At 53.9% G+C, this 24,827-nt stretch carries 24 protein-coding genes; 10 read left to right on the top strand and 14 right to left on the bottom strand.

The features are described 5' to 3' along the window. Positions 1 to 35 precede the first annotated feature (35 nt). Positions 36 to 1,064 (bottom strand): LacI family DNA-binding transcriptional regulator, encoded by a 1,029-nt coding sequence (locus tag NSS83_RS13615; RefSeq protein ID WP_341184047.1) that lies wholly within the window; start codon positions 1,062 to 1,064, stop codon positions 36 to 38. 116 nt (positions 1,065 to 1,180) lie between these two features. Between NSS83_RS13615 and NSS83_RS13610 the strand changes: the two genes are divergently transcribed. Beyond that, positions 1,181 to 2,881, top strand: a complete 1,701-nt coding sequence (locus NSS83_RS13610) for an alpha amylase N-terminal ig-like domain-containing protein (RefSeq protein ID WP_341184048.1) — start codon at positions 1,181 to 1,183, stop codon at positions 2,879 to 2,881. Between the two features lie 60 nt (positions 2,882 to 2,941). Here the strand turns inward: NSS83_RS13610 and NSS83_RS13605 are convergent, their stop codons facing one another. Further along, positions 2,942 to 4,057 (bottom strand): M23 family metallopeptidase, encoded by a 1,116-nt coding sequence (locus NSS83_RS13605; RefSeq protein WP_341184049.1) that lies wholly within the window; start codon positions 4,055 to 4,057, stop codon positions 2,942 to 2,944. 232 nt (positions 4,058 to 4,289) lie between these two features. Between NSS83_RS13605 and lipA the strand changes: the two genes are divergently transcribed. Then, on the top strand, positions 4,290 to 5,195 hold the full coding sequence (lipA, locus tag NSS83_RS13600; protein ID WP_341184050.1) for a lipoyl synthase: 906 nt from the start codon (positions 4,290 to 4,292) through the stop codon (positions 5,193 to 5,195). 423 nt (positions 5,196 to 5,618) lie between these two features. Further along, positions 5,619 to 6,356, top strand: a complete 738-nt coding sequence (locus NSS83_RS13595; protein WP_341184051.1) for a YutD-like domain-containing protein — start codon at positions 5,619 to 5,621, stop codon at positions 6,354 to 6,356. A gap of 483 nt (positions 6,357 to 6,839) precedes the next feature. On the opposite strand, the gene NSS83_RS13590 is transcribed toward NSS83_RS13595, so the two are convergent. From NSS83_RS13590 to ylbJ, 4 genes are all read right to left on the bottom strand, one after another. Further along, on the bottom strand, positions 6,840 to 8,294 hold the full coding sequence (locus NSS83_RS13590; RefSeq protein WP_341348419.1) for a S41 family peptidase: 1,455 nt from the start codon (positions 8,292 to 8,294) through the stop codon (positions 6,840 to 6,842). A 35-nt stretch (positions 8,295 to 8,329) separates the two neighbouring features. Continuing rightward, positions 8,330 to 9,508, bottom strand: a complete 1,179-nt coding sequence (locus NSS83_RS13585) for a stalk domain-containing protein (RefSeq protein ID WP_341348418.1) — start codon at positions 9,506 to 9,508, stop codon at positions 8,330 to 8,332. A 172-nt stretch (positions 9,509 to 9,680) separates the two neighbouring features. Then, positions 9,681 to 10,478, bottom strand: coding sequence for an NAD kinase (locus NSS83_RS13580; RefSeq protein ID WP_341184054.1), 798 nt, complete (start codon positions 10,476 to 10,478; stop codon positions 9,681 to 9,683). A 132-nt stretch (positions 10,479 to 10,610) separates the two neighbouring features. Further along, complete coding sequence (ylbJ, locus tag NSS83_RS13575; RefSeq protein WP_341184055.1) at positions 10,611 to 11,882, bottom strand: sporulation integral membrane protein YlbJ; 1,272 nt, start codon at positions 11,880 to 11,882, stop codon at positions 10,611 to 10,613. Positions 11,883 to 12,388: 506 nt separating this feature from the next. Here ylbJ and NSS83_RS13570 point away from each other — a divergent pair. Together NSS83_RS13570 and NSS83_RS13565 are read left to right on the top strand one after the other, a co-directional pair. Further along, positions 12,389 to 12,772, top strand: a complete 384-nt coding sequence (locus tag NSS83_RS13570; protein WP_036722077.1) for a globin — start codon at positions 12,389 to 12,391, stop codon at positions 12,770 to 12,772. Between the two features lie 29 nt (positions 12,773 to 12,801). Next, positions 12,802 to 13,506 (top strand): DUF2225 domain-containing protein, encoded by a 705-nt coding sequence (locus NSS83_RS13565; protein WP_341348417.1) that lies wholly within the window; start codon positions 12,802 to 12,804, stop codon positions 13,504 to 13,506. Positions 13,507 to 13,627: 121 nt separating this feature from the next. Here the strand turns inward: NSS83_RS13565 and NSS83_RS13560 are convergent, their stop codons facing one another. Both NSS83_RS13560 and NSS83_RS13555 read right to left on the bottom strand, forming a co-directional pair. Next, positions 13,628 to 13,858 carry a hypothetical protein gene (locus NSS83_RS13560; protein WP_340938257.1) on the bottom strand — a complete coding sequence of 77 codons (231 nt, stop codon included), beginning with the start codon at positions 13,856 to 13,858 and terminating at the stop codon, positions 13,628 to 13,630. Next, positions 13,855 to 14,046 carry a YycC family protein gene (locus NSS83_RS13555; protein ID WP_341348416.1) on the bottom strand — a complete coding sequence of 64 codons (192 nt, stop codon included), beginning with the start codon at positions 14,044 to 14,046 and terminating at the stop codon, positions 13,855 to 13,857. Before NSS83_RS13555 ends, NSS83_RS13560 begins: the two co-directional genes overlap by 4 nt. 105 nt (positions 14,047 to 14,151) lie before the next feature. Here NSS83_RS13555 and NSS83_RS13550 point away from each other — a divergent pair, with 105 nt between their 5' ends. Together NSS83_RS13550 and NSS83_RS13545 are read left to right on the top strand one after the other, a co-directional pair. Beyond that, entirely contained in the window at positions 14,152 to 15,951 is a 1,800-nt protein-coding gene (locus NSS83_RS13550) for a M3 family oligoendopeptidase (protein WP_341348415.1), read from the top strand. A gap of 392 nt (positions 15,952 to 16,343) precedes the next feature. Next, a complete protein-coding gene (locus tag NSS83_RS13545; RefSeq protein ID WP_341348727.1) occupies positions 16,344 to 16,718 on the top strand; it encodes an O-methyltransferase in 375 nt (124 codons plus the stop codon). 115 nt (positions 16,719 to 16,833) lie between these two features. Here the strand turns inward: NSS83_RS13545 and NSS83_RS13540 are convergent, their stop codons facing one another. Both NSS83_RS13540 and NSS83_RS13535 read right to left on the bottom strand, forming a co-directional pair. Continuing rightward, positions 16,834 to 17,067 (bottom strand): alpha/beta-type small acid-soluble spore protein, encoded by a 234-nt coding sequence (locus NSS83_RS13540; RefSeq protein ID WP_036701727.1) that lies wholly within the window; start codon positions 17,065 to 17,067, stop codon positions 16,834 to 16,836. A gap of 101 nt (positions 17,068 to 17,168) precedes the next feature. After that, a complete protein-coding gene (locus NSS83_RS13535) occupies positions 17,169 to 18,140 on the bottom strand; it encodes an aldose 1-epimerase (RefSeq protein ID WP_341348414.1) in 972 nt (323 codons plus the stop codon). A gap of 447 nt (positions 18,141 to 18,587) precedes the next feature. Here NSS83_RS13535 and trpS point away from each other — a divergent pair, with 447 nt between their 5' ends. Beyond that, positions 18,588 to 19,577 (top strand): tryptophan--tRNA ligase, encoded by a 990-nt coding sequence (gene trpS / locus NSS83_RS13530; RefSeq protein ID WP_036722062.1) that lies wholly within the window; start codon positions 18,588 to 18,590, stop codon positions 19,575 to 19,577. 1 nt (position 19,578) lies between these two features. Here the strand turns inward: trpS and NSS83_RS13525 are convergent, their stop codons facing one another. Together NSS83_RS13525 and NSS83_RS13520 are read right to left on the bottom strand one after the other, a co-directional pair. Then, on the bottom strand, positions 19,579 to 19,770 hold the full coding sequence (locus NSS83_RS13525) for a hypothetical protein (RefSeq protein WP_340938264.1): 192 nt from the start codon (positions 19,768 to 19,770) through the stop codon (positions 19,579 to 19,581). A gap of 382 nt (positions 19,771 to 20,152) precedes the next feature. Next, positions 20,153 to 21,157 (bottom strand): metal-dependent hydrolase, encoded by a 1,005-nt coding sequence (locus NSS83_RS13520; protein ID WP_341184061.1) that lies wholly within the window; start codon positions 21,155 to 21,157, stop codon positions 20,153 to 20,155. 206 nt (positions 21,158 to 21,363) lie between these two features. Between NSS83_RS13520 and cyoE the strand changes: the two genes are divergently transcribed. Next, the gene (gene cyoE, locus NSS83_RS13515; protein ID WP_341348413.1) at positions 21,364 to 22,296 is read left to right on the top strand and encodes a heme o synthase; all 933 of its coding nucleotides are present in this window, start codon (positions 21,364 to 21,366) and stop codon (positions 22,294 to 22,296) included. Between the two features lie 31 nt (positions 22,297 to 22,327). Further along, on the top strand, positions 22,328 to 22,945 hold the full coding sequence (locus NSS83_RS13510) for an SCO family protein (RefSeq protein WP_341184063.1): 618 nt from the start codon (positions 22,328 to 22,330) through the stop codon (positions 22,943 to 22,945). A gap of 108 nt (positions 22,946 to 23,053) precedes the next feature. On the opposite strand, the gene NSS83_RS13505 is transcribed toward NSS83_RS13510, so the two are convergent. Both NSS83_RS13505 and NSS83_RS13500 read right to left on the bottom strand, forming a co-directional pair. After that, positions 23,054 to 23,413, bottom strand: a complete 360-nt coding sequence (locus NSS83_RS13505; protein WP_341184064.1) for a DNA primase — start codon at positions 23,411 to 23,413, stop codon at positions 23,054 to 23,056. Positions 23,414 to 23,523: 110 nt separating this feature from the next. Beyond that, positions 23,524 to 24,702: an MFS transporter gene (locus NSS83_RS13500; RefSeq protein WP_341348412.1), complete on the bottom strand. Its 1,179-nt coding sequence runs from the start codon at positions 24,700 to 24,702 to the stop codon at positions 23,524 to 23,526. Positions 24,703 to 24,827 lie beyond the last annotated feature (125 nt).

Raw genomic sequence — 24,827 nt, 5'->3', positions numbered from 1 at the left:
CCTCCCGCTAGTCTACTATTCCGTTATTTCGTTAGTTATTCCGCAGCAGCTCCGCCGCTTCGCTTGGAAGATAACCGGGGAATCAACTCCGGCTCCAGCAGTTGTCCGCTCACGGCAGCTTCTTTGTTATCCAGTTTGTCCATCAATAGCCGTCCTGCGGATGCGCCGAGCTGGAAGGTATCCATATCGAGTGAAGTCAGCGGAGGAGTGGTGTAGGGAGACAAGGGGTATTCATCGAACGTGGCAATGCCCAGCTGTGAAGGAATGGAGATATTCAATTCCCGGGCCGCCTGCAGCACACCGTAAGCAGAAAAGTTGCTCATGCAGACGATGGAGCCGGGGGGATTCGCACTTTGCAGCAACTGCTTGGCTGCCTGATAGCCATCCTCCTGGGCCGCCCGGCCATTGATGATCCAGCCGCTATCCACAGCCATTCCCGCCTCGCCGAGTGCCCGCTGGTAGCCGGCTGCACGGCGCAGGAAGAGGGGCTCATCCTTCTCACCGCCGATGAAGGCCACAGACGGGTAGCCCTGGTCCAGCAGATGCCGGGTCAGCATGAATCCGCCCAGCTCATTGTCGCAATCGACCCAGATTCCCGGAGCGTTGATCTCACCGATGGAGATATAGGGGAACTGAAGCCGGTTCAGCTCCGCGCACAGATCAGGAGTCAGCACCGAGGTGTTGGCGATAATGCCGTCCACCCGCTTATTCAGCACCAGCCTTTGCAGGAAGTGCCCCTCCGCATGGTCATGCTGGATATTGGCAATGGTCAGCTCATATTTCAGAGGACCAATGATGCTTTCCACCCCGCCGATAATGTTATAAAAGAACTGATTGAGAAACTCGCTTTCCTTGGACATATCTATCAGGATAGCTATCGTATTGCTGCTCTGTCTGGCAAGTCCGGTGGCGATGCTGCTCGGGGTATAGTTCATCTGCTTGATGATGTCCCGGACCCGGGCCTTCGTTTCCTCGGATATTTTGGGAGAGTCGTTCATGACCTTGGATACAGTGGATTTCGCGACACCTGCTGCCTGGGCGATATCCTTAATGGTAACTTTCATAGCTTTCCCTCCCGTCCTTACGGTATGGTGCGCCCTAATGGCGAACTTTGTTCTACCTGTCATAATAACACAGTTGCTGAAGCTGCTCTATGCGGCATAAAAGGAGACTATACAGTATGCTTAACCGGTTATTCGTATATCACACAGCGGAGGACCCCTTCGCCTTCCCGGCAGGCCCCCGCCTGCTTAAACTCAGACTATTCGTGCAGAGCGGACAGTCCCTGTCCTGTACGGTTGTCCACGCTGACCGTTACGATTCACCCGGTCATGAGCTTCCGCAGGAGATGGAGCGGGTCGGCTGTGCCGGAGCGTATGACATACATGAAGCCCTGGTTCCGGCCGGGACTGGCAAATGCCGGTATCTGTTCCACATCGGGAATCCGGCAGGCGAATACATGTGGTACGGGGAGCGGGGAAGCTCAGAGAACAGAGAGCAGGCGGGTGCCTTTCAGTATGCCTATATTCACCGCCCGCACGCCATCGCGCTGCCTGCCTGGAGTTCAGATGCTGTAGTCTACCAGATTTATCCCGAGAGCTACCATCAGGGGACGCTTCAAGGCATTACTGACAAGCTTACATACTTGCAGGAGCTTGGCGTAACTGCTATTTATATGACGCCTATCTTTGAATCGCCTTCCGGGCATAAGTACAATACTTCCGATTACTATAAGGTAGACCCCGGATTCGGGACGCTTGAGGATCTGAAGACGCTGGTCGGGACTGCACACCGGCTGGGGATGAAGGTTCTGCTGGATGCGGTCTTTAACCATTCCGGCGATACCTTTTTTGCCTTCCGGGATGTCCTGGAGCATGGAGAAGCCTCGCGCTACAAGGACTGGTTCTTCATCCATTCCTTCCCGGTCAGTACTACGCCGGCTCCCGGCTATGAGACCTTCGCCAAGGCGGAGACGAGTATGCCTAAGCTGAATATGGATCATCCCGAGGTAGCGGATTATATGATGAACGTAGCCAGGTATTGGGTGCGGGAAGCGGGGATCGACGGCTGGAGGCTGGATGTGGCCAACGAGGTGACTCCGGCCTTCTGGACAAGACTGCGGCGGGAGCTGAAGGCGGAATTCCCGGACCTGCTGCTGATCGGCGAGATTATGCATGCTTCCGGGCCTTGGCTGCGGGGAGACCAGTTCGACGGCGGCATGAATTACCTGCTGCGGGATGCGGTGCTGGAGTTTTTTGCGGCACAGACCGCTGGCCCCGCCCGGTTCATGGAGCAACTGCTGCATCAGGAGGCCTTGTACAATGATCAGGCCAACTCGGCGATGTTCCAGCTGCTGGGCAGCCACGATACACTGCGTTTCCTGACCGCCTGCAAGGAGGGGGGCCGGGGTTGGGACCGGGAAGCTACGGCGATGAGCCGGATGCGGCTGGCTGTCTTTTTTCAGATGACCTATATAGGCCTGCCGATGATATATTACGGGGATGAGGTTGGAATGGAAGGCGCTACAGACCCGCATTGCCGGCGGCCGATGCTCTGGGAGGAGCAGGAACAGCATACCGGACTGCTGGACTGGTACAAGCGGCTGATCTCGCTGAGAACAGAGCATGAGGTGCTGCGCCGGGGGGCCTTCCGCCCCTGGTTCACAGATGAGACGCGGGGTATCCTTGGGTATGTCCGGCGCAGCGGGCAGGATCGGATGGGGCTAATTATCAATAACTCCCCCAACCGCTACCATCTGGAGCTGCCTGCCTACCGTTCGGACACCAAAGTGCTGACCGAGCTGTTAAGCGGACTGACCATCCGCAGCTCAAGCAAGCTTCTTGTGGAGATCGAGCCGTTTGGCTGTCTGATGCTGCACTAACCTGTAACCTTTGTCCCGGGCAAAAGAGTAAAGGACTCTGCGAGGGGCAGCCTGCAGGTGTTATTTCTTCTTTTTGTTTTGCCGCAGCTGCCGGAATTCCTGGTTCTCCCATTGCTTGAGCAGCGGGTAAGGATCGAAGGCCCATTCCGTAATGCCGCGGTCACGGTAGATGCCATAATGCAGGTGGGGCGGGAACTTGCCCTGTGTGCCCGGGCTGCCGTAGCCGGAACTGCCGACCCAGCCGATGGTCTGTCCCGGAGTGACAATATCCCCCCGCAGCAGGGACTTCTCATACCCCATCAGGTGGGCATAATAATGGTAGCGGTTCTCAATATCGCGGATACCAATGCGCCATCCGCCGTAGCGGTTCCAGCCCTTGGTCTCAACGATGCCGAAGCAGGTGCTGCGCACCGTCAAGCCATGCGGGGCGAACAGATCCGTGCCTTCGTGAATGCGCGCGCCACCCCAGCTCCGGCCGGTTCCCCAGGTGCTGCGGTAGGCATAATTGGTCCCTATCGGCAGCGGAAATGCACTGCCGGACAAGTCCAGCCGTCCAAAATGCTCATATAGCTTGGCGAACTGGGAGACGCGCTGTGCGGCCCGCCCGTTGTGGTAGTACTCCCAGATCCCGATATTGAAGTCCGTAGCGGAATCCCCGTATTTTAGCAAGTGGCGGGCCATGCTGTAGAGCACGTCGGCATCGCTCTCGGGATCGGCGATGCCGTCCCCCGAGCCATCCAGCCCGAAGCCGCCGAAGAAGCGGATCGAATCCGGCTGCTTGTCGTCCTGATCCGGGTTCAGCGGACCGGACCATACGGGCGCCGGAATTATAATTCCGGTAAGCCGTGGCTTAGCCGCTGCAGAAGGGTTTTCTGCGGCGGCTGTTTTTTTGCTCTTCCTGGCAATGGACCGTTCGTACTGGTCGATGGCAGCGAAGCGGTACCAGGGAATGCCGGTTGCTGCGCCCATCTGCTCAAAGAGCTGCTTGCGGTCAGCGGCGGCAGTCTCTTTGCTGTCTGCGGGAGCAGGAGCAGGACTGCCTGAGCTCAGTTCGGGAATTTGATAATAACGGGCAGCTTGGGCACTTTCGGCAGGACTGCCGCTCCAGAGCAGGGCGGCGGCAGACATGCACATTAAGGTTCTGCGGGTGTAGGGGCTCTTTAATAAGGCCAGCATGATCTCATCCTCCTGCGTTTGGGCGCATTAGTTGCATACATTATTGCGGAAGTGGCACCCGTCAGGTGCTTTTCTTTAGATTGAAGCAAAAGGACTTTTTTTATCCATGACCGCTCCAAGGTTCACAAAAACAGGCAAAGCCTTACTTCGCATGCTATAATATTAGGCAGCAACTTTTGACTGTGAAAGAAATGGACATTGACATTCAGATCGAAAGCGGGGTCTCATCACTTTGACTAATCGAACAGCCAAACAGCCCAAGCCAGACTGGATCAAAATCAAGTTAACCACCGGTGAGGAATATCAGGAAATCAAGGGTATGATGCGCTCTAAGACGTTACATACCGTATGCGAGGAAGCACGCTGCCCGAATATTTATGAATGCTGGGCTAACCGTACGGCAACCTTCATGATTCTGGGGGATATCTGTACACGCGCTTGCCGCTTCTGTGCGGTGAATACAGGCCTGCCGACCGAGCTGGATCTGCTGGAGCCGGAACGTGTGGCAGAGGCTGCTGAAGGCATGCAGCTTAAGCATTGTGTGGTTACAAGCGTCGCCCGCGATGATCTGAAGGATGGGGGGGCGGCGATTTTTGCCGAGACTGTGTCTGCGATCCGTAAGCGCCTTCCTCTATGCAGCATTGAAGTGCTGATTCCTGATTTCCTGGGGGACCGCGAGAGCCTGGAGACCGTGATGAACAGCCGTCCGGATATCCTGAACCACAATATTGAGACTGTGGAACGGATGTCAGACCGTGTCCGGGCCCGGGCCAAATACCGCCGTTCCCTAGAGCTGCTGCGCCGGGCCAAGGAGATGAAGCCGGAGATTCCGACCAAATCGAGTATTATGCTTGGCGTCGGTGAGCAGTGGGATGAGATTCTGCAGGCGATGGATGACCTTAGAGCCGTAGATTGTGATATATTGACATTAGGACAATATCTTCAGCCTTCGCCGAAGCATCTGAATGTGGAGAAATACTATCCGCCCGAGGAGTTTGCGGTGCTGAAGGAAGAGGGCCTGAAGCGCGGCTTCAGCCATGTGGAGGCCGGCCCGCTGGTGCGCAGCTCTTACCGTGCCCATGAGCAGGTGAAGTCTGCTGCGGTGGCCCGTGAGGCGCGTTCTGTTTCGCAGGCATAGATAACCAACCGGCAGCGTAGCGCCATGCAGCGCAGTTGCCGAAGCCTTGGTTTTTTATTTAGAATTTGCTAGGGCAAATTCCCCGCATGACGAAGTCACAGGCAGTTTTTTGTTTAAGGTTTTTGTTTTAAGGTTTTTAGGTGTTAGGTTTTTAAAAGGGGTTTGAAAGGCTTAAAGTACCAATGCCGCAAGAGAGGCGAGGTTCTTGGGTGGCGGTTGCACCCCCTTCGCGTTGATGGAGTCATGGAGAGGGATTTTGAAATTGTAGGAGCGGCAGCGTCCGCCTTTGTGGTCTGATTTCACCGCATAGCGGTTAAATGGAAGAAATCAGACCACAACAGCGGCCGGAAATTCAAAATCCCGCGCAATGACGGCTTATCAACGCGCCCCTATTTTCTCAATTGAAAGGCAGGCGACACACGCTTGATCGTTATAGGTGGAAAAGGTTACGAGCTGATGCTCGATCATAAGGACGGCTGGAACCCGGAGGCTTTTCGCGGAAGATACAGCGAAGTGCTGGACCGGTACGATTATATCATCGGCGACTGGGGCTACAGCCAATTGCGCCTCAAAGGCTTTTACCGGGATAATCACCCTAAAGTGAACCGGGACACAGCCATCTCAGGCATGGTGGATTATATTAACGAATACTGTAACTTTGGCTGTGCGTATTTTGTGCTGCATAAGCTGAAGGAGTCCCCGCAGGAGGGAACCTTCAAGGATATTCTGATCAAGGAAGTCCCGGAGCCCGGGCTGGACGAGGATCTGGAGCAGGAAGCTGAACAGGTGGTAACGGTAAAAGAACACCGGGAGCCGCAGACGAAGGGTGCAGGCCGGGACAGGGATGCCGCAGGCGGCTCCGGCCGGGAGCATGCAACCAAGGACAGACCCGTGCGTGAGCACCAGAGCCGCAATCACCGCAACAAAGAAGGCCAGGGCAAGAAGAACCATAAAGAGTTCCAGGGCAGAGGCCAGCAAGGCCAGCCGAATAATGCCAAGCAGAACAGAGAACACAAAGACAACCGGTCTAACAAGCAAGCGAATCAGAATAAGCAGGATAGACCGGAGAAGCAGGACAACCAGAACAGACAGGATAGACAGGATAACAACCAGAACAAGCAGGACAGACAAGACAATAACCAGAACAAGCAGGACAACTAGAACGATAGCCAAGGGGACAGCATGACACCCCCTGTTTCTAAAATGGAACTCAAAAAGCCTCTTCAGGAAATAGCTGAAGAGGCTTTTTCTACTATGAGCTGACGTGAATAGCGGGTACTCCCGAATGTATACGAAAAACAGCATACATTGTGCCGGCGCGCAGGCGTGTGGCCCAAATGTATACGAAAAACAGCATACATTGTGCCGGCGCGCAGGCGTATGGCTCGAATGTATGCGAAAAACAGCATACATTGTTCTGACGCCTACCGTGTAGGGAACAAACTAAGCCGTAAGCCTGAAAGAGTCAATTCTCGCTTAAACAGCGGAGCGGACAGAACAATCCGCGGACAAGCGATTGGAACAACATTCCGTTTGCGGAGCGTCCACCCAAATGCTCACGTAAATTCTACTCCACAATAAAGAGCTGTCCCAATCAACCATTCCATGGCTTTTGGGACAGCCCTTGTTGTCGCCGGGCTAATTCTATTTCACAGCTAATTTGAGCTGTTTCAGTGAATCATTGTAGCTCCATACAAGTGCAGGGAACTTTTTCTTGAAGGCATTCAGCTCGATGAAGGTCTCGCCGTCCTGGTACAGCGCCTCCTTGGAGGCCAGGGTGAACCCGGATACGTTACCGGAACCGTTGGTCAGCAGCACCTTTTTGTTCTTGGCATCCCAGGAGACCTCATTCTCCACCAGCGCGGAGAGGACACGGGAGGCGGCATACACCTTATCGCCCTGCTGGATCAGACCAACATTTCCGGCAAAAGCAGTGCCGTTGATATCCAGAATATGACGGTCACCAGAGGCGACAATCTCCTTCATCCCGGCGATTTGCAGAGCGGTAATCAACTGGGCAGTTTTGCCCTTGACCTCGATATCAGGCGCAAGTCCGATATGATTGAAGTCCTCCTTGTTCGGAGTCAGATACTTCATGGTGGTCAGCTTCAGCTCGCCGCCGCCGGACATGGGAATCAGGCTCTGAATCCGTGCCTTTCCGTAAGAGCGCGTGCCTACAACTGTAGCCAGCTTGTTGTCACGAAGTGCCCCGGTCAAGGCTTCGGAGGCGCTGGCCGTATATTCATTGGTCAATACGACCACAGGCACGCCGATCTTGCTGCCGTTCGTAATTGCGACCGGCTTCAGTGTACCGGTCTGGTCGGAGGTGTACATCATAATACCGGCATCCATGAACTTGGAGACGATATTCTGGGCGCTGTCCATATAACCGCCTGTATTATCGCGCAGATCCAGTACGAGTGATTTCATGCCGCCTGAACGCATTTTGTCCAGCGCTGCGGAGAATTCCTCATCGGCAGTCTGGGTGAAGCCGTTGATGGAGATGTAAGCGATCTTGGAGCTAAGCATCTTGCTGGTTACGGAGCTTGTAGCAATCTCGCTGCGGGTAACCGTATAGGATCTGTTAGCCCCGTTTCTCTGAATCAGCAAAGAGACCTTCGTGCCCGCTTTGCCGCTCAGCTCGTCGCCATTCGTATCAGCCACCCGCACCCCGTCGATCTTGAGGATGGAGTCGCCGCGCTTTAGTCCCGCGGCCTCGGCCGGGGAGCCGCTCATGACCTCTTCAATGTATAGCTCTTTGCCCGAATACATCAGCCGGACGCCGATGCCGACATATTGCAGATCGACCTGATGACCGAAGTCTGCAGCTTCCTCCTTCGTAAAGTATTGGCTGTAAGGATCGTCCAGTGTATTGACCATACCGTCAATCGCACCGCGGATAAGCGTATCCTGATCTACACCCTCGACGTTGTAATACTCCAGATATTGCATAATTTCATTGATAATCTCCGTCTTGGAGGCTTGCGCCGTGTCGGTGGCGGCGGCGGCAGCGTCTGCTGCTGAAGCAGCAGGAGCTAAGGCGATGGATAGAGCCAGACAGCTGCTCAAAAGTGCGGTAACAATTTTGGCTGATTTCATGAGTTCATGACATCCTTTAGATGAATTTTTAAAATTTAGGACTGCGCGTCGAAGCCGATATGATAAGTGGTGTCAATCGTCCAGGCACCGCTCTCCGGCTTCGAGAGCAGGAGGATCAGAGACTGGGTATAGGTCTCCTTCGATTCACCGTCCGTAATGACCACTTCCGCATAGACTGCAGCTTCATAGTCTGTGTAATAGAAGACATTGGAGGAAGACACCGCATAGCTTAGATCATAGGTTTTGAAATAATCACGCAGCTCCTCTTTGTAAGAGTCATCCTCCTCCTTATCGTACGAGGTCATCACGGCAAGGACTGCATCTGCATTGCGGGCATTCATACCTTGGTAGTATTTGCTGAGCGTATCCTTAATTCCGGTCTGATCACCCTGTGGAAGCACAGCGGGCTTCATACCTTGTTCGCGCGTCAGCAGCACTGAGGATTCCTGCAGATCCATGGCAGAGATCCTCCAGGCGCCGTTTTGACGGACCAGCGTATATAAGTATTCGTACTGCTCATCCGGTGTATAATACCCGCCGGTCCGTACTGCTTTTTCGACAGAATGGACTGTAGCTTCGTTGCCCGTTAGACTGAGCACTTTAAGACTCTCGATCGTATTCTTGATGTCATATAGCTCGAACTGGGAATTCATATCGCTTACAGCTTCCGTTTGGTCTGCCCCTGCATCAACAAGCGAATAGAAGCTGCTGGCCTTCTCTTCATTATAATATTGGTTAGCCAATTGAATGATTGCCTTGATCTCCTGCTCACTGGAGGCGGAGGACGGCGATACGGTAATCTTCACGCTGCGGCTGGCCGAATCCCAGGTCGCTGTGCCCCCGGTGGCTTCGGCGATGAAGCGCAAGGGTATGTAGGTGGTCCCGGCGTTAGAGACAGGAGCGACTGTGAGCTGCTTGACGGTTCCATTGACGCTGGCCCGCTTGCTGCCTACCTTAAGGCTGATAGTAAGGCCTGTTCCGGTGCCGGTTACGGTGTCCGTCTTGGAGTCCCACAGTACCTGCAGGCCAAGCTTCTCAAACACAACTCGGAAAGGCACAAGCACTGTATTATTCTTCAAATAAGGAGTCCCTGCTGTGAAGGCAAGGTTACTGCCGTTAATATACACCTTAATGGGTTTGTCTGCGGCAAAAGCAGGAACCGCCAGCACAAGGGCCAGCAGGCTGATGCTTAGCAGGGATACTAATTTCTTCAATAGATTCGCTCCTTCAAATAGAAAACTTTGTAAAATAGAACCATTATACCATTTGGAAATTCGGTCTGTCTATTTATTCTGCGTGCTGCTGCCAGACTCAGTAGGGTTCCCGTCAGCCGGCATGATAAAGCCGGAGATCGGGGGCATCTCCGGCTTTATCGGCAAATATTAATTAGACTAAGAAGGCCTCCCGGACACGGTTCCAGAACGGGAAAGGGCGGTAACGGGCGAAGCTGATTTTGTGGTCCGCAACCTGAGCACGTACCGAAATCAGATCATCCACCGGAATGTTATTATGGTCAATGGTCAGCAGCAGGCGCTGATCCTTGCGCGAGAAGATATCGCAGTGATGATGCTTAGGCAGCAGCAGCGGCGATCCCATGGTCCGGAATACCCGGTTATTAATGGAGGCAATTTCAGCAATCTGCAGCGCCTCGATCGAGGGGTGCACCATAGCGCCTCCCAGACTTTTGTTATAAGCGGTACTGCCGGAAGGTGTGGACACACACAGGCCGTCCCCGCGGAACATCTCAAAGGTTACATCATTAATATCCACCTGGATTACAACCGTCCCGTCCACCCCCTTAAGGGTGAATTCATTCAGGGCAATGTGCTTGCTGGAGCCGGATTTCTTATGTATTTCCAGTTCGAGCAGCGGGTACTGAACGATACGGGGTTTATGCGGCCCAACTTCTCCGCACATATAATCAATCAGGGACGGCAGCTCTTCGGCCTGCCAGTCCGCATAGAAGCCCAAATGGCCGGTATGCACGCCAACAAAAGCGAGGTTCGGGATCTGATCGGTAAACGTATGAAAAGCGTGCAGCATCGTGCCGTCACCGCCAATAGAGATCACGATTTCCGGTGACTTGGCATCCAGCTCCAGATTCCGGCCTTGCGCCAGCTTGTGAAATTGCTCCGCTAGTTGGATGGATAATTCATCTCCGCGGTCCAGAACATAATATCTCAAGATGTACAGGCTCCTTTGTCTAATTCAGTCATACACCGATCATAATCAATCTTGACCCGGAACACAATATTAGCGCTGTGAAAAGCCGGAATCCGCTACAGTGCTGCAGCGGGAGATCCGTGGCATATTGAATTATCTTCGGCGCGCATAGGGCTGCCGCCACAGCTTCCCCAGCAGAAAGACCACCAGCGACAGGGCCAGCATAACTGCGAGCAGAAGGCAGAGCAGGCTGATGCTGCTGATTAGGGCGGCTTCTGGACCGGCCAGCCCGGAGGCGGCGGGCTGTGCGGACCACTGACCGGCCAGTCCCGAGCTGACTACCGGCTTCCATAGCAGGAGAAGCAGAACCGCTGAGAGCAGAGCGTGCGCCAGGCGGGCGGCCATGAACGGGAGATAGCGCAGTCCGGTACCATTCAGGATACTGGCGACCTGCGCATGAACTGACAGGCCGCCCCAGGAGAGAATGAACGCTGCCGCCGCAGCCTTGAACTGCAGCGGAACGCCTCCGGCAGCTTCACCCGCCGACCTGGCGCCAAGCGTCACTTCGAATAAGCCGCTGACCAGGGCGGCAGAGAGCCCAGGCGGGAAGCCGGCCAGCGACAGCAGCCGTCCGGTCATGCTGAACAGGGCGGACATTACACCGGCACGGGCGAGCAGCTCCATCAGCACATTGAAGAAGACAACCAGGCCGCCGACAACGATGATGAGCTGGAGCGAGGAGGTGACGGCACTCTTCAGCAGCTCGCCGAGACTTCTTCCATCTACCCGGCGGGCATTTGCCATCGCGTTCAGTGCTGCCCGAAGCCTTCCGGGGCCTTGTCCTTCCGGAGACGCAGAAGAGCTGCCTGAATGGGGGAGGGGGAGGGGCGTAGCTGCTTCTTCCGGCCTGCCCCGGCCATGGAAGGACATCAGCAGACCTACGATGAGTCCTCCCCCGTAATGGGCAAGGGCAAGCACAAGCCCAAGAGAAGCGTCATGAAAGAAGCCCACAGAGACCGCGCCCAGCAGAAAAATCGGGTCCGAGGAGGTCGTAAAGGCGACGAGCCGCTCGCCCTCAATTCTGGTAATCATTCCCTGCTCGCGCAGCTTGGCGGTTAATTTCGCACCGACAGGGTATCCTGATACATATCCCATTGCTAGGGCGAAGCCGCCGCTGCCGGGTAGATTGAAGAGCGGGCGCATCAGCGGATCAAGCAGGGCGCCGAACAGATGGACAATGCCGAAGCCCAGCATAATTTCAGAGATGACGAAGAACGGAAACAGTGAGGGAAACAGCACATCCCACCAGACAGCGAGCCCGCGCAGCGCCGCATCCAGAGCGCTTGCGGGATGCACCAGCATCAGCAGCATACAGCCCGCCAGCACGATCCCGAGCAGCGGGCTTGCGATTTTGTTCAGAGTCATCGGTTTCTCGCCTCCAGTTCTATGCTTAGTTGTATGCCGAAAGGTGGACAAACAGCACAAAAAAACGAGGAAAACGGTTACATTTACCGGTGCTTTTTCACTGAAATTATGGTATTATAAACTTAATTAATGCACATCTTGTTGAGTTAGATTTTCAGGGATGGAGTGATGGTGATGAGTGTAGTTGCCGGAGTGCTCGTTTGTGCTTTTGTATATGTGATCCGGGTCTCCCTTGTCCCGCCTGGTGATGAAGATTTTAGAACATACTGATTAGCTTACGAGCGCTGAACTCCGGTTTGGCGCCTTTTTTTGTCTGAATTTTCTGGTGTTATTTTGTCTGGAATTTGAAATAATCTGGGCTTTCTGTTGCACACGGGCAGCTTACTGGTCTTCTTGTCCTGGAATAAGGGGATGTCTTAAGGCAGGGATAACCGTGCAGCGGGTTTTTTGGTATAATGAGAAGCAACTGCTTATCAGATTAAATATGGAAGAAGGCGATACCTCCAATGAATCCGAAAGAGAGCCTGTATGACAGCCTGGGAGGTGCTGAGGGAATTCACCGTCTGGTAACTGTATTCTATGCCAAGGTGCAGCTTCACCCGCAGCTCAGCCCGCTATTCCCTGAAGATATTACTCCGGTGCTGGAGAAGCAATATCAGTTCTTGAGCCAATTCTTTGGAGGCCCTGCTCTGTTCTCCGAGCAGCATGGCCATCCCATGATGAGAGCCAGACATATGCATGTCCCCATCACTCCTGCTCTGGCGGAGGATTGGCTCGCCTGCATGAAGGCAGCGCTTGAGGAGATTGGTGTGGAAGAGTCTCTCCGGACCTTTGTTCTGAGCCGGCTGGCTGGTCCCGCCCATCATTTTGTCAATATGCCCCATGAATAAAGTGTAGTTGTGAAAGGATGAGGGCACCCGTGCCGGAATTAATACCGCTGTACTCGATTAAGGTTACCTGCTGTAACTGTGAACATGAATTTTCTACCTCAAGAGTACGTCCCAGCCTCAAAAAGGCTATCCGCCGCGATGCGGACTTCTGCTCCTATTACAAGGCGGAGAATCCCGATTATTATGTGGTTCGGGTCTGTCCGAAGTGCGGCTTTGCCTCCACGGAGAATTCTGCGGACAAGCTGGCTGACTGGCAGCGGAAATCCTTCGATGCCCAGGTAGGAAGACGGTGGCAGGCCCGCAGCTTCGGAGAGAAACGTAACTGGGAGGAAGCGCTGGAGACGTACAAGCTGGCGCTGATCTGCGCACAGAGCATTAAAGACAAGGAACGTATTATCGCAAGCCTGCTGCACCATATTGCCTGGCTCTACCGGTATCAAGGGGATACGGTGCAGGAGCAGCGCTTCCTGACCTATTCGCTGGATGAGTATGTGAAGGTGTTTGAGAATGATTCCTCCGGCGGTAATGATGCGCGGCTGATGTATCTGATTGGTGAGTTGAACCGCCGGATCGGGGAGTTCGCCGCCGCTGTGCGGTGGTTCTCAAGGGTCATTAATGACCAGCGGATTACGGACGCGGCCATGATCCGGGCTTCACGCGAGCAATGGGCCATTCTGCGTGAGCAGATGCGCGGGCTGGACGTTGATCCGGACGGACTTCCGGCAGGTACATAGAAGGCTTGGTGCGGGTGTTAAAGCGTCTATCCGTTATACCGGAACGCAAAAAAGGCGTAGAAGGAATGCCTCTTCTACGCCTCTGCCCGCTTAAGCGGGGCGAACTGCCGGTCATCCGAGCTTAGCGGACCGCCCGGTCAAACAACAGGTAGTCATTGTCATTATCAATGACGGTGGGACTTGCACTGCAGCAGGGAAAGACCAGCAGCTTTTTTTTGCCGTCACGCACGTGCTGCAGCTCCTTAGGCTTCATCGGCAGAAGAACATTCTCATGGTCGCAGAAGGGGCAGTATTGCACGTACATGTCGCCAAGAATAATGTCATAAGGCCAGGTATGGCTGAAGGGGATCATTGCTTATCCTTCTCACTGGAGGGAGCAGGTGCGCTGTCCTCAGTGGTCTCGCTTCCGGGCTTCTTGGATAATTCAGCGATCTTTTGCAGCAGGATATGTTGGGGCATATGCATCAGGTGTTCCAGCGGAACGCCGAGTTTTTTCGATAAGGTGATGGCCGTCTCCGGCGATATTTGCAGTGGCTTCATTAGGAGGCCCTCCTTACAATTAGTGGAGTATCATGATTCACTTTACCATGGCTCTACCTCAATTACAAAGAAAACTACTCTATAACAAAGGAATGGTGAGTCTATATGAAACAACCGTTATCACTGACATGGGAACTGGAATCGATTTTTCCGGGAGGCTCTGCCTCTCCGCAGTTCGAGAGCTTCCTGAGCGTGCTCGAATCCGATATTGAACGTCTGCGCGCGCAGGTGGCTGCCGCTGCTGCACCGGCTGATGCGGCTTCAACGAAGGGGCTGGACCCGGTCATTGAGCTGCTGCAGAGCTGTGCCGGACGTCTTACACAGGCCTCGGAATTCGCCGGTTGTCTGGGTGCACAGAATCAGCTCGACAAAGGGGCGGTGAGACTGTCCTCCAAGGTAACGGGACTGCGCGCCAGTTATGAGGGCATCAGCTCTGCCTTCGATAACGTGCTGCGCCAGACCTCTGATGCGGTATGGGGGGAGTGGATGGCCCGGCCGGAGATTGCCCCGCTGAATTTCGTGCTCAGTGAGAGCCGGAGTCTGGCCCGTGAGAAGATGAGCCCGGAGCTGGAGAGCCTGGCACTTGAGCTTGCAGTTGACGGTTATCATGGCTGGAGCGAGCATTATGAGACCATTGTCGGACAGATCCAGATTCCTTGTGAAGAAGACGGGGAAGAGAAGCTGCTCTCTGCCGGTCAAGCCTTCAACAAGCTGACGGACGAGAATCCTGAGGTCCGCCGTACGATGTTCCGCAAATGGGAAGAAGCCTGGGGCGGGGCGGCCGACTATTGTGCAGATACCTTGAATCATCTGGCAGGCTTCCGCCTGAAGCTGTACAAGGGCCGCGGCTGGGAGGATGTGCTGAAGGAGCCGCTGGGCATCAACCGCATGTCCCGTGAGACTCTGGATGTCATGTGGGACGTGATCACGAAGAGTAAGCCCGCACTGGTATCCTATCTGAAGCGCAAGGCGGAGATTCTGGGTCTGGAGTCACTCGCCTGGGTCGATGTGGATGCGCCTGTCGGCAAGTCCTCCGGCAAAATTCCCTATGAACAGGCAGCCGCCGACATCGTGACCCAGTTCCGCAAATTCAGTCCGAAGCTGGCGGATTTCGCCGAGCGCGCCTTCGACAAGGATTGGATTGAGGTTGAAGACCGGGCCGCGAAGCGTCCGGGCGGCTTCTGCGTCTCCTTCCCGGAGAGCAAGGAATCCCGTATCTTCATGACTTACAGCGGTACGCCGTCCAATGTATCCACACTTGCGCATGAGCTGGGCCATGCCTATCATTCCTTCCTGCTGGAGGACCAGCCGCTGTTCAACCAGAACTATGCAATGAACGTGGCGGAGACCGCTTCTACCTTTGCGGAGGTCATTGTGTCGGATGCACAGGTGAAATCTGCGGCGGACAGTGATGAGAAGCTGGCACTGCTTGAAGCGAAGATCCAGAACAGTGTGGCGTTCTTCATGAATATCCATGCCCGCTTCCTGTTCGAGACCCGCTTCTATGAGAAGCGCAAGGCAGGTCTGGTAAGCAGTGAGGAATTGTCCGCGCTGATGGAGGAAGCCCAGAAGGAAGCCTTCTGCGGGGTTCTCTCCGAATATCATCCGCATTTTTGGGCGTCGAAGCTTCATTTCTATATCACGGATGTGCCGTTCTACAACTTCCCGTATACGGTAGGGTATATGTTCAGCACCGGTCTATACCGGCTTGCACTGCAAGAAGGGGCTTCCTTTGCCGATAAGTATGACAGCCTGCTGCAGGATACCGGAGTGATGACGCTGGAGGATCTGGTGTCGAAGCATCTGGGCGTTGATTTGTCCAAGCCGGATTTCTGGCAGGGGGCGGCGGATTTAATCATTGCCGATATTAATGAATTCCTGGAAATGACGGAACAACGCGCCTAAGAATTTGTCGAAAATGAGAAGAATTGATTTTTTGCAGTGAAATGATGACTGTAGAATATGGTGTGAATGTGCAAAGGCCCCGGTTTCGGGGTCTTTTTATGTTGTTTATTTGTCGATAAATGGCGAAAAAAGTATGTATTTTGCTATAAATACTAAATAATTTGCGCATTTATAGGGATTATAACCCAATTATGTTGAATAATGTTGTGGGTGTTTAAATAGTACCCTATAATGAGCCTAAAGCCTTATATAAGCGCTGCTAGACCCACGAAATTCAAACAACTGCTTACGAAGCAAGTGTTGTGTGAGGCAGAGCCATGAGGCTGCATCACCCACAAGACTTTTAGGAGGAAATGCATGTGAGGACGGAACAATTATCGCTTGCAAGACAGATGGATCTGGTATTTCATGAGCTGCAGGAGGAATTGTCAGGATTGAATTCAGGGACCGTATTTGTACAGATCAGGAATAATATTATCGGCAAGTTCGGGGTCCGCCACAATCCGCTCGCCGGACGCAGCGGAAGCTTCGCAGCCGAACAGGAGGGGCTGACTTCTAGGCAGCAATTCTCATTCCGCGTCATGGCACTGGAGAGCCTGAAGTATAAGAAACGGTGGACGCATGGAGAGATCAGCTACGAATTTGCTGTACGTCAGGGAATGGTGGTGGTGGACGCCACACTGGAGTCCAACTACAATATGGCGAACCTGATGATCCGTTATCCGCGCAGCAGTCACGGTGAGGCCTCGGATCAATCCTTCGGCTGATTCTATATACATATAGAAAAGCCCCCCTGCGCTTCGACGAGAAGCGCGGGAGGGCTGTGAAGCTGCTTTGGTCTATGCCTCACGGCTTAGACGGTTTGTAAAGATGAGGTAGCGATTACGAACGACCAGACAGTTGTTGCTCTGCCAGTTGCACCAGACGTTTGGTGATATATCCTCCCAAAGAACCAGTTTCGCGGGAAGTATAGTTCCCATAATAACCGTCAGCCGGAATAGTTACTCCAAGCTCTTGTGCTGCTTCATATTTCAACTGCTGCAGCGCTGCATTCGCTTGAGGAACGACCAGGTTGTTAGAACGGCTACCACGACTTTGTTGACCTGCTTGACCCATGTGTGCTCACCTCCTTCGCCCGTTGTGAAGATAGTATGAGCGCGGGAGGGAGAATTCATGCACGGATTTTGAAGGTTTATAGGATGGTAATTATATGAAATTTACCGCTCCGGATAAATCATCTGCAGCGTGCCCCCCAGAACGAGCGTCTGTCCGGGTTCAAGCGTGATCAGCCCGGTAACGGAGGCGTCCTGCTGGAGATTAGGTGCATCCGGGAGCCAGGTGAGCGGTTCAATGCACAGGAACTGGTCGGCTTCGCCTTTGGTATAGAGAATCCAGTGGCAGAAGAAGTCAGGATCGGCTGAGTAACGCAGCCCATATCCATCATCCCGCATCAATACGGCCTCGGCAGGCTGGCCCTCTGCTATACGCAGGACGGTATCCAGGTCCGCACCTTGAAGATTCAGCCGGGTGTGCAGGCTCGTAAGCTCCCCGAGCGGCAATAGCTGTCCAGTAGGCAGGAGATCCTCACTCAGCTCATAGACAGCCCCGGCAGGAAGGGTAACATTCCAGCGGGAAGGTGTTCCGTCCAGCATGAACCAGGTGTGGTAGCCTGCGCCAAAAGGAACACTTTTGCTGCCGAGATGAGTGACCCTGAGCGTCTGCTGGAGCCGGTCATCCTGAAGCCGGAAGGTCATTTCAAGCTTCAGCGGCTCGGGAAATTGTCTGATCCACTCCGGATCATCCATGGTAAGGAATTCAGTGGTGACCGCGCAGCCGTCCTCGTCTTCTTCAATGTCACTGACACACCAGGCCTGGGTGCGGTGCAGTCCGTGAATATGATGTTCTCCCGCATTGCGGTCGAACTGGTAGCTTGTGCCCTCGAACTGGAAGCTTCCGCCGCGTATCCGTCCAGGCGGCACCAGGAGGGGCAGGCCGAAGTGATAAGGTTTCTGCATATATGATGCCAAGTCGCTTTCTTCAGGCTGACGGAGGATCTGCCGCTCCATGGTGCGGTCCCATAATGAAATTACGTTATTACCCAGCCGGGGCAGAAGCGTGACTTCCAGTTCCCGGCTATGCAAAATATACGTATCATAACCGTTCCACTGCCCTTTGGTCACCTGTTTCATAAGAGATATGCTCCTTTGATAAGCTGTAATCAGATTACATACACACGAATATCTTTATCATACCAGATTTATCCGGAGGAGGTTAGGGATTTGACAACTTCTCCGGGCCGATCTATGATGGAGGCATCAAGTAACACAGGTAACGCGATGACAGGGACAAGTAAGCATGGACTGTACCTCCAGAAAGCCGGTGGCTGATGTGAACCGGTGGTGCACCTCTGACTGAATGGACCCTTGAGCGCCGCGCTCGAACAGGCTGCATAAGCCTTAAGTAGACCGGCCGCCTCTTCCCCGTTAACGGAAGCCAAGGCTGTTTGCATAGATCCCTGCGGGGACTCCAGGCAGCGAATAAGGGTGGTACCACGGTCTCACGTCCCTTGCGGATGTGGGGCCTTTTTGCGTTCTATGCGCCAGCGGACATTAATTATGATGATGGAGGATAAGAGAATGGCTAAAAAAGTATTGTCGGGCATACAGCCCAGCGGTTCACTCACACTCGGTAATTATATCGGGGCAATCAAGAATTTCGTCAAGCTTCAAAAGGAATACGAATGTTACTTCATGGTGGTCGATCTGCATGCCATTACGGTAGCCCAGGACCCCGCAGCTCTGCGTGAGAATTCCGAATCAGTTGCCGCGCTGTATCTCGCTGCAGGCATCGATCCGTCCATTGCACATGTCTATATGCAGTCCCATGTGCCGCAGCATGCCGAGCTTGGATGGATTCTGACTACGCTCACTGCCATGGGTGAGCTGGAGCGGATGACACAGTTCAAGGATAAGTCGGCCGGCAAAGAATCCGTGGGCGCAGGCCTGTTCGTCTATCCGTCGCTGATGGCCGCCGATATTCTGGTCTATAATGCGGATCTTGTGCCGGTAGGCGAAGACCAGAAGCAGCATCTGGAGCTGACCCGTGACCTGGCGGGACGCTTCAATCACCGGTTCGGTGACTTCTTCACCGTCCCTGAGCCTTACATTCCGGAGGTCGGAGCGCGGATTATGTCCCTGGATGACGGCACCAAGAAGATGAGCAAAAGCGATCCCAACCCCGGCAGCAGAATCGGACTTCTGGACCCGCCTGATGTGATCCGCAAAAAGATCAGCCGGGCCACAACCGATTCCGGCCGTGAGGTTATCTTCGACCCGGCAGCTAAGCCGGAGATCAGCAATCTGATGAGCATCTATGCCGAGTGCTCGGGAATGAGCCTGCAGCAGATTGCCGACAAATATGAAGGCCAAATGTACGGCGGCTTCAAAAAAGAGCTGGCTGAAGTGGTCGTAGCCCTGCTGGAGCCGATCCAGCAAAGATATCAGGACATCCGCAGCTCAGGGATGCTGAGTGATATTCTGGCTCAGGGTGCCGAAAGTGCACGGATCAGTGCTGCCCGGACCCTGGAGGGCGTGAAGGAACGGATGGGCTTCCTGCCTACCCGTTAAGTTAAGGGGCAGGCTGGTTGCTCTCCGCCTTGCGTCTCAGCCTGGCCTTGACGATGAAGCCCCAGCCGATGTTAAGCACGCATAGCGCGCCGAGCAGCAGTGCCAGCCAAATGTTATAGCTGATCGAGATGGAAGCTGCTGTGAGGAGTAGAATTGAAGAGCAGGCGAACCACAGTGACAGACCTTTACCCATATGTTCCAGCCTTCCTTTCTGCTTCAAATAGTGTACAAGTGAATCCCGGTGTGCCTCGCAGCATGCCGGGATTTTGCGTAAAGTGAGCGTATATAGGCTTTGAACTGTAACCGCTTTTGTTGTTGATTGTGCCTTATGCCGTCCCGGACGTCAAGGGGGAGGCAAGAGAATAGATCCCCGGTAAATATAGTCTATAACGTATCTTCCTCCCCAAACGGCGGAGCGGGGAAATTCCTGCATTTCCTGCAACAATCCATACAGTGATCCTTATACCCCTTATTCAAAGTTGCAATATTTACAACATCTCGGCGTGACCTTTGACCGCACAATTAAAAAAATGGCACCTGCCCCTGCAGATGCCACCTGTCTTCAAAAAAACTTCCTACAGCTTGACGGTTCCCGGGTCAATGGCGAAGCGTTCATCGAGCTTCTCGCTGCTTAGCCATCCGACATAAGTATTCAGCGGTTTATACTCATGATCCATTACCAGGACAGCCACGAACGGGAATTGCTTACGGTGTAAATAACGGACATCTCCCCAGCGTACAATATAACCAGAGGGCAGCTCCTCCACCTCCGCGACAGCGTAAGAGGTGAAGTACAGGAAGGCCTGAATATCCGGATGGGATTTGGAATGCTCGACAGCGGGGTGAGTGGAGCACACCGCATGCTTGAACCATTCCAGCCGCCCGCTGTTCAGCAGCCCGACATTGTAGCTGCCGTCCGGCTTGGCTTTGACCACGTTCCACCGCGTTGGCGAAATGGTGGGGATCACATAATATCGGTCACCTGCATGGTGGTGAACATCCTTGTTCTTGATGCTGCGTGTAATGCGGGCATGAACAAGGGTCCGCCAGATGTAGTACAAGACGATGCAGGCGTACAAGGTAATGAATAGTGGAGCGGGCGGTACCATTCCGCTGATCCAGAGAATAATCGCCGCTGCATGGCTGCCGAAGATAAACGGATCGAAGATATGGATGATATTCCAGGCGATCCATTTCTCGGTGAACGGGCGGGCGGCCTGAGTCCCGTAAGTGTTGAACAGATCGGAGAATACATGGACGGCAACGCCGATGAAGCTCCAGAGCGCAACATGGCTTAAGGTGCCGAGGTCCGTGAAGCCAAAGAGCGGCCCGATGACCACTGTGATCAATGCCGGCCACAGCAGTAAAAAGGGCAGTGAATGGGTGATTCCCCTGTGATTGCGGATATATACCGCGTTATCCTTCAGACGCAGGGCGGTATCGGCATCCGGTGCCTGAGAAGCCAGTACAGTAGCTACCATCACCGCTCCGGCAAGCGTTCCATTAGAAGCGACGAGCGGATCGACGAAGGACAGACCTGCAAGTCCAAGTCCCATAACAAAATGTGTGGCAGTATCCATTAGTCAGATCTCCTTTGTACGGAAGTTCTCTATTAATAACTACCCATTATTGGGCTAAGTTATTTAAGGACGGGGAAATAAATATCGTCACGTAATTGTCGAATTAATGAACATCTTGGTCAATGATTGTCAAAGCCTTTCCTGGTTTGCTATGATAAAGTTAATAGCGGAGTGTAAGAAGTTCCCTAGAAGGAGGAACCCGATACGTGGACAATCAATTGAGATATCAAGCTTCTTCTGATTCCGCATCAATGTCTGCCAAGTCTCCACCGGAAGGTGCAAGCTGGCGCGACTTTATTACCGTTACGAAGCCCGGCATTATCCGCTCCAATCTGATTGCGGCATTCGCAGGCTATTGGGTGGCATCAGGCTGGGATGTACAGTATGGCCGCCTGATTCTGACTTTGCTCGGCACCATGCTGGTCATGGCTTCAGCCTGTGTCTTCAATAATTATTTTGACCGCGATTTGGATATGAAGATGGAACGGACCCGCGAACGCGGACTGCCTACAGGAAGGCTGAAGCCGACCACGGTGCTTATCTATGGCATCGGACTCGGCATTGCCGGGTTGATCGTGCTGTTCGCATTCTGCGGTGTACTGGCCGGATTGTTCGGTATAGTCGGCATGTTCGTCTATGTTGTAGTGTACACCCTTTGGCTCAAAAGAACCTCTACCTGGAGCACCTCCGTAGGTGCGATCTCGGGGGCTATGCCTCCTGTCATCGGCTATGTGGCGGTTACAGGTACAGTGGATCTTGGAGCCTGGCTGCTGTTCGCAATGCTCTTTCTGTGGCAGCCGCCCCATTTCTGGGCACTTGGCATCCGCCGCAAGGAGGAGTACAGAGCAGCAGGCTTTCCGCTCCTTCCGGTTGTGAAGGGGACGCGGCGCACCAAGTTCCAGATGATTCCTTATGTCGCGCTGCTGCTCCCCGTGCCTGTGCTGATGTATGTCTATGACTACGCAGGTATTTATTATCTTATTGTATCACTGGCCTTGTCGGTTGGCTGGCTCTACTTAACCCTCATCGGATTCAAGGCCAAGGATGATGAGATCTGGGCGAAGAAAAGCTTCCTCTTCTCCATTAACTATCTGACCTTAAGCCTGATTGCCCTGGTGCTGAATACCATTCATGTGTAAGCAATCTTAGGATAGAGAGGGAAGGTGTCCTGTGCAGACCTTGAAACGTTACAAATGGACCTGGCTGTTGCTGCTGCTCGCAGTAATTATGGCGGTCTATCTGGCAGTCAAATCGTTTGATTTCGGAGGTGAGAAGCTGCCGGTCATCGGTCAGGTACAGGACTTCTCCCTGGAGAATGTGGACGGAAAGCAGATCAGTCTGGCGGATACGGCAGGTAAGGCAAGGCTGGTCTATTTCTTCTTCACCGTCTGTCCCGATGTGTGTCCGATTACCACCTATATGCTGTCAGAGACGCAGAATATACTGGTTAAAGACGGCAGCTTCGGCAAAGACGTTGAATTCGTCTCGATCTCTTTCGATCCGAAGAATGATACAAGGGAAGCGATCAAAGCCTTCGCTGACAAGTTCCATGCCGATTACAGCGGATGGTACTTCCTGCGGGGGGATCAGGAGCAGGTACGCAAGCTGGCAGCGGAATCCTTTAAGGTGCTGATCTACGGCACGAGCAAGGATGATTTCGCCCATGCGAACCTCATTGGTCTGGTGGACAAGAACAACCAGCTCCGGGGATTATACGATGCCGGGGATACGGAGAATGTAACGCCGGAGTTTCTGGCCAGAACGGTTAAGAAGCTGGCCCGTGAATAGCACAGGAACGCAATAAACGAGGGTGTCCCGTGGAGCAGTGGAGCTGCTGCACAGGACACCCTCATTTTGTGGTGAAAGGTTAAGAATGTATATGCTTCATGCGATGAATTATCCTTCTATCCCCTGGAGATACGGCTGGGGGTAAATAATGAAATCTTCAAGTCCGGCCTTCTCCAGCTGGGTGATGTTATATTCATCGGGAGTGCCTTCCACTCCGGCATAGCCCTTGCGCGTATACATATGCACGGCATCGGGGAAGGCGTCGCGAAGGACAGCACGGATTTTTTTGCCGGAGCTGTCATTGTCCATATACAGGTAGACTTCTCCGTCCCGGATGGTATTTCGCAGGGATTCCAGCTTCAGGGTATTCAGCGTACCGAAGGTGCACAGAATGTCGACCTCTGGTTTAAGCAGCCGCCTCAGTCTGCTGCGGTCGTTCTTGCCTTCGACAATAATGGTGATGGACATATGCAATCAGCCCCCGGATCTTAGTTGTTATGACGATATTGTACCTAAGCTGCGCTGTTTTTAACAGCGTGGCGGAACAATATGTATTCATTCCCCGGGAAATGTCGCATTCAGGCGGCAGGGCTATTCCAGCCGGGGGCGTAGGAAGAGAGACGGCCGGATCTGCCCGGAGGCAGCAGCATAAGTGCGGTCATCAGCAGGACGAAGGCGATGAAGTAAGGGGAGACATACTCTCTAAGCTGTCCGGCGGCTACAGGTCCGGCGAAGGCCCCGAGGGACATGGCGATGGATTGCAGCGAGAAGGTCCGGCCCAGCCGTCCTGCGCCGCCCAGACTGATGAAGAGGGAGGCCATAGCCGGAAACAATACTCCTTTTGCAGACCCGAGCACGAAGAGAACCACTCCGGCCGGAATGCTGCGGAAGGCAGCCAGAGCGAAGAAGCAGAGAGCCATTCCCAATAAGGCAGCGGCAATGCGGATGCCCGGCGAGATGCGGTTCAGGAAGAACAGGCAGAGGGTCGCGAGCGCCCCAAGGCTGAGCAGAGAGAGCAGAATTCCGGTAGAGACCATTCCGTCCTGTCCTTGTGATAAGGGAAGCTCGAAGAACAGTACGCCCTGGGAGCAGGATACGAAGAAGGGCAGCAGATAATATCGCCTGGAGACAGTAGGCTGAGCGGCAGCGGCCGCCCCTGGCTGTAGATTCTCCTTCAACGGGAGTACAGGCTTATGCAGTGCCAGGGCCGGATTATGCTTCGGCACACTGAAGAAGGCCATCACACCGGTGAAGATCAGGAGCCAACCCAATGTACTGAACGTGCCGGAGTAGCCAGCTTTGGCTACGATGAAGGCTCCGGCGGCAGGGGAGACCACTGAAGCCAGCGTGTGAATAATTCCGTTGCCTGACATGTATTTGCCCTGGGTCGCCGGGTCAGACGAGAGCGAGGCCAAGAGGGTCATACAGGCAGGGGAGAGGAACGCCAGGGCGAACCCGCTTGCCGCCCGCAGCAGGAGCAGATGCCAGGGCAGCTGGGCATGCGCCTGCAAGAGCAGGATCAGTCCTGCTACGGTTAGGGCGAATACAATATAGCGGCGGCTGCCGTTGCGGTCTACAAGCACACCTGCCAGCAGATTGCCCGGGAGGTGGGTCAGTGAATACATCCCCATCATCCAGCCGATGAAGGCCGGGCCCGCTCCCAGTGACATGGCAAAGGGGGTCAGGATAGGATACTGGGCATGCAAATCGAAGAACGCCAGGAACATGAAGAGGTACAGCCACATTGCAGTTTTCACGGATAACACCTCCAGATTAGCGGCCAGCCGCTGATGACGGAACGGATTCCAGCAGAGGGAACAGCCTACTTGTACTTTACGTGAGGCAGCGGGGGCTTATACCATTTTCTTGGCCAGCCCTTGTA

The sequence above is a fragment of the Paenibacillus sp. FSL H3-0469 genome (genome assembly GCF_038051945.1).
Classification (GTDB): domain Bacteria; phylum Bacillota; class Bacilli; order Paenibacillales; family Paenibacillaceae; genus Paenibacillus_AQ.
Note: the sequence above shows the minus strand (reverse complement) of the source record. Positions and strands in the feature narration are given on the sequence as shown.

Coding starts and splice junctions, on each gene's coding strand:
- NSS83_RS13615 (WP_341184047.1), bottom strand. CDS start 1,064: ATGAAAGTTACCATTAAGGATATCGCCCAGGCAGCAGGTGTCGCGAAA.
- NSS83_RS13610 (WP_341184048.1), top strand. CDS start 1,181: ATGCTTAACCGGTTATTCGTATATCACACAGCGGAGGACCCCTTCGCC.
- NSS83_RS13605 (WP_341184049.1), bottom strand. CDS start 4,057: ATGCTGGCCTTATTAAAGAGCCCCTACACCCGCAGAACCTTAATGTGC.
- NSS83_RS13590 (WP_341348419.1), bottom strand. CDS start 8,294: ATGAAATCAGCCAAAATTGTTACCGCACTTTTGAGCAGCTGTCTGGCT.
- ylbJ (WP_341184055.1), bottom strand. CDS start 11,882: ATGACTCTGAACAAAATCGCAAGCCCGCTGCTCGGGATCGTGCTGGCG.
- NSS83_RS13570 (WP_036722077.1), top strand. CDS start 12,389: ATGAATCCGAAAGAGAGCCTGTATGACAGCCTGGGAGGTGCTGAGGGA.
- NSS83_RS13560 (WP_340938257.1), bottom strand. CDS start 13,858: ATGATCCCCTTCAGCCATACCTGGCCTTATGACATTATTCTTGGCGAC.
- NSS83_RS13555 (WP_341348416.1), bottom strand. CDS start 14,046: ATGAAGCCACTGCAAATATCGCCGGAGACGGCCATCACCTTATCGAAA.
- NSS83_RS13550 (WP_341348415.1), top strand. CDS start 14,152: ATGAAACAACCGTTATCACTGACATGGGAACTGGAATCGATTTTTCCG.
- NSS83_RS13545 (WP_341348727.1), top strand. CDS start 16,344: ATGGATCTGGTATTTCATGAGCTGCAGGAGGAATTGTCAGGATTGAAT.
- NSS83_RS13540 (WP_036701727.1), bottom strand. CDS start 17,067: ATGGGTCAAGCAGGTCAACAAAGTCGTGGTAGCCGTTCTAACAACCTG.
- NSS83_RS13535 (WP_341348414.1), bottom strand. CDS start 18,140: ATGAAACAGGTGACCAAAGGGCAGTGGAACGGTTATGATACGTATATT.
- trpS (WP_036722062.1), top strand. CDS start 18,588: ATGGCTAAAAAAGTATTGTCGGGCATACAGCCCAGCGGTTCACTCACA.
- NSS83_RS13525 (WP_340938264.1), bottom strand. CDS start 19,770: ATGGGTAAAGGTCTGTCACTGTGGTTCGCCTGCTCTTCAATTCTACTC.
- NSS83_RS13520 (WP_341184061.1), bottom strand. CDS start 21,157: ATGGATACTGCCACACATTTTGTTATGGGACTTGGACTTGCAGGTCTG.
- NSS83_RS13505 (WP_341184064.1), bottom strand. CDS start 23,413: ATGTCCATCACCATTATTGTCGAAGGCAAGAACGACCGCAGCAGACTG.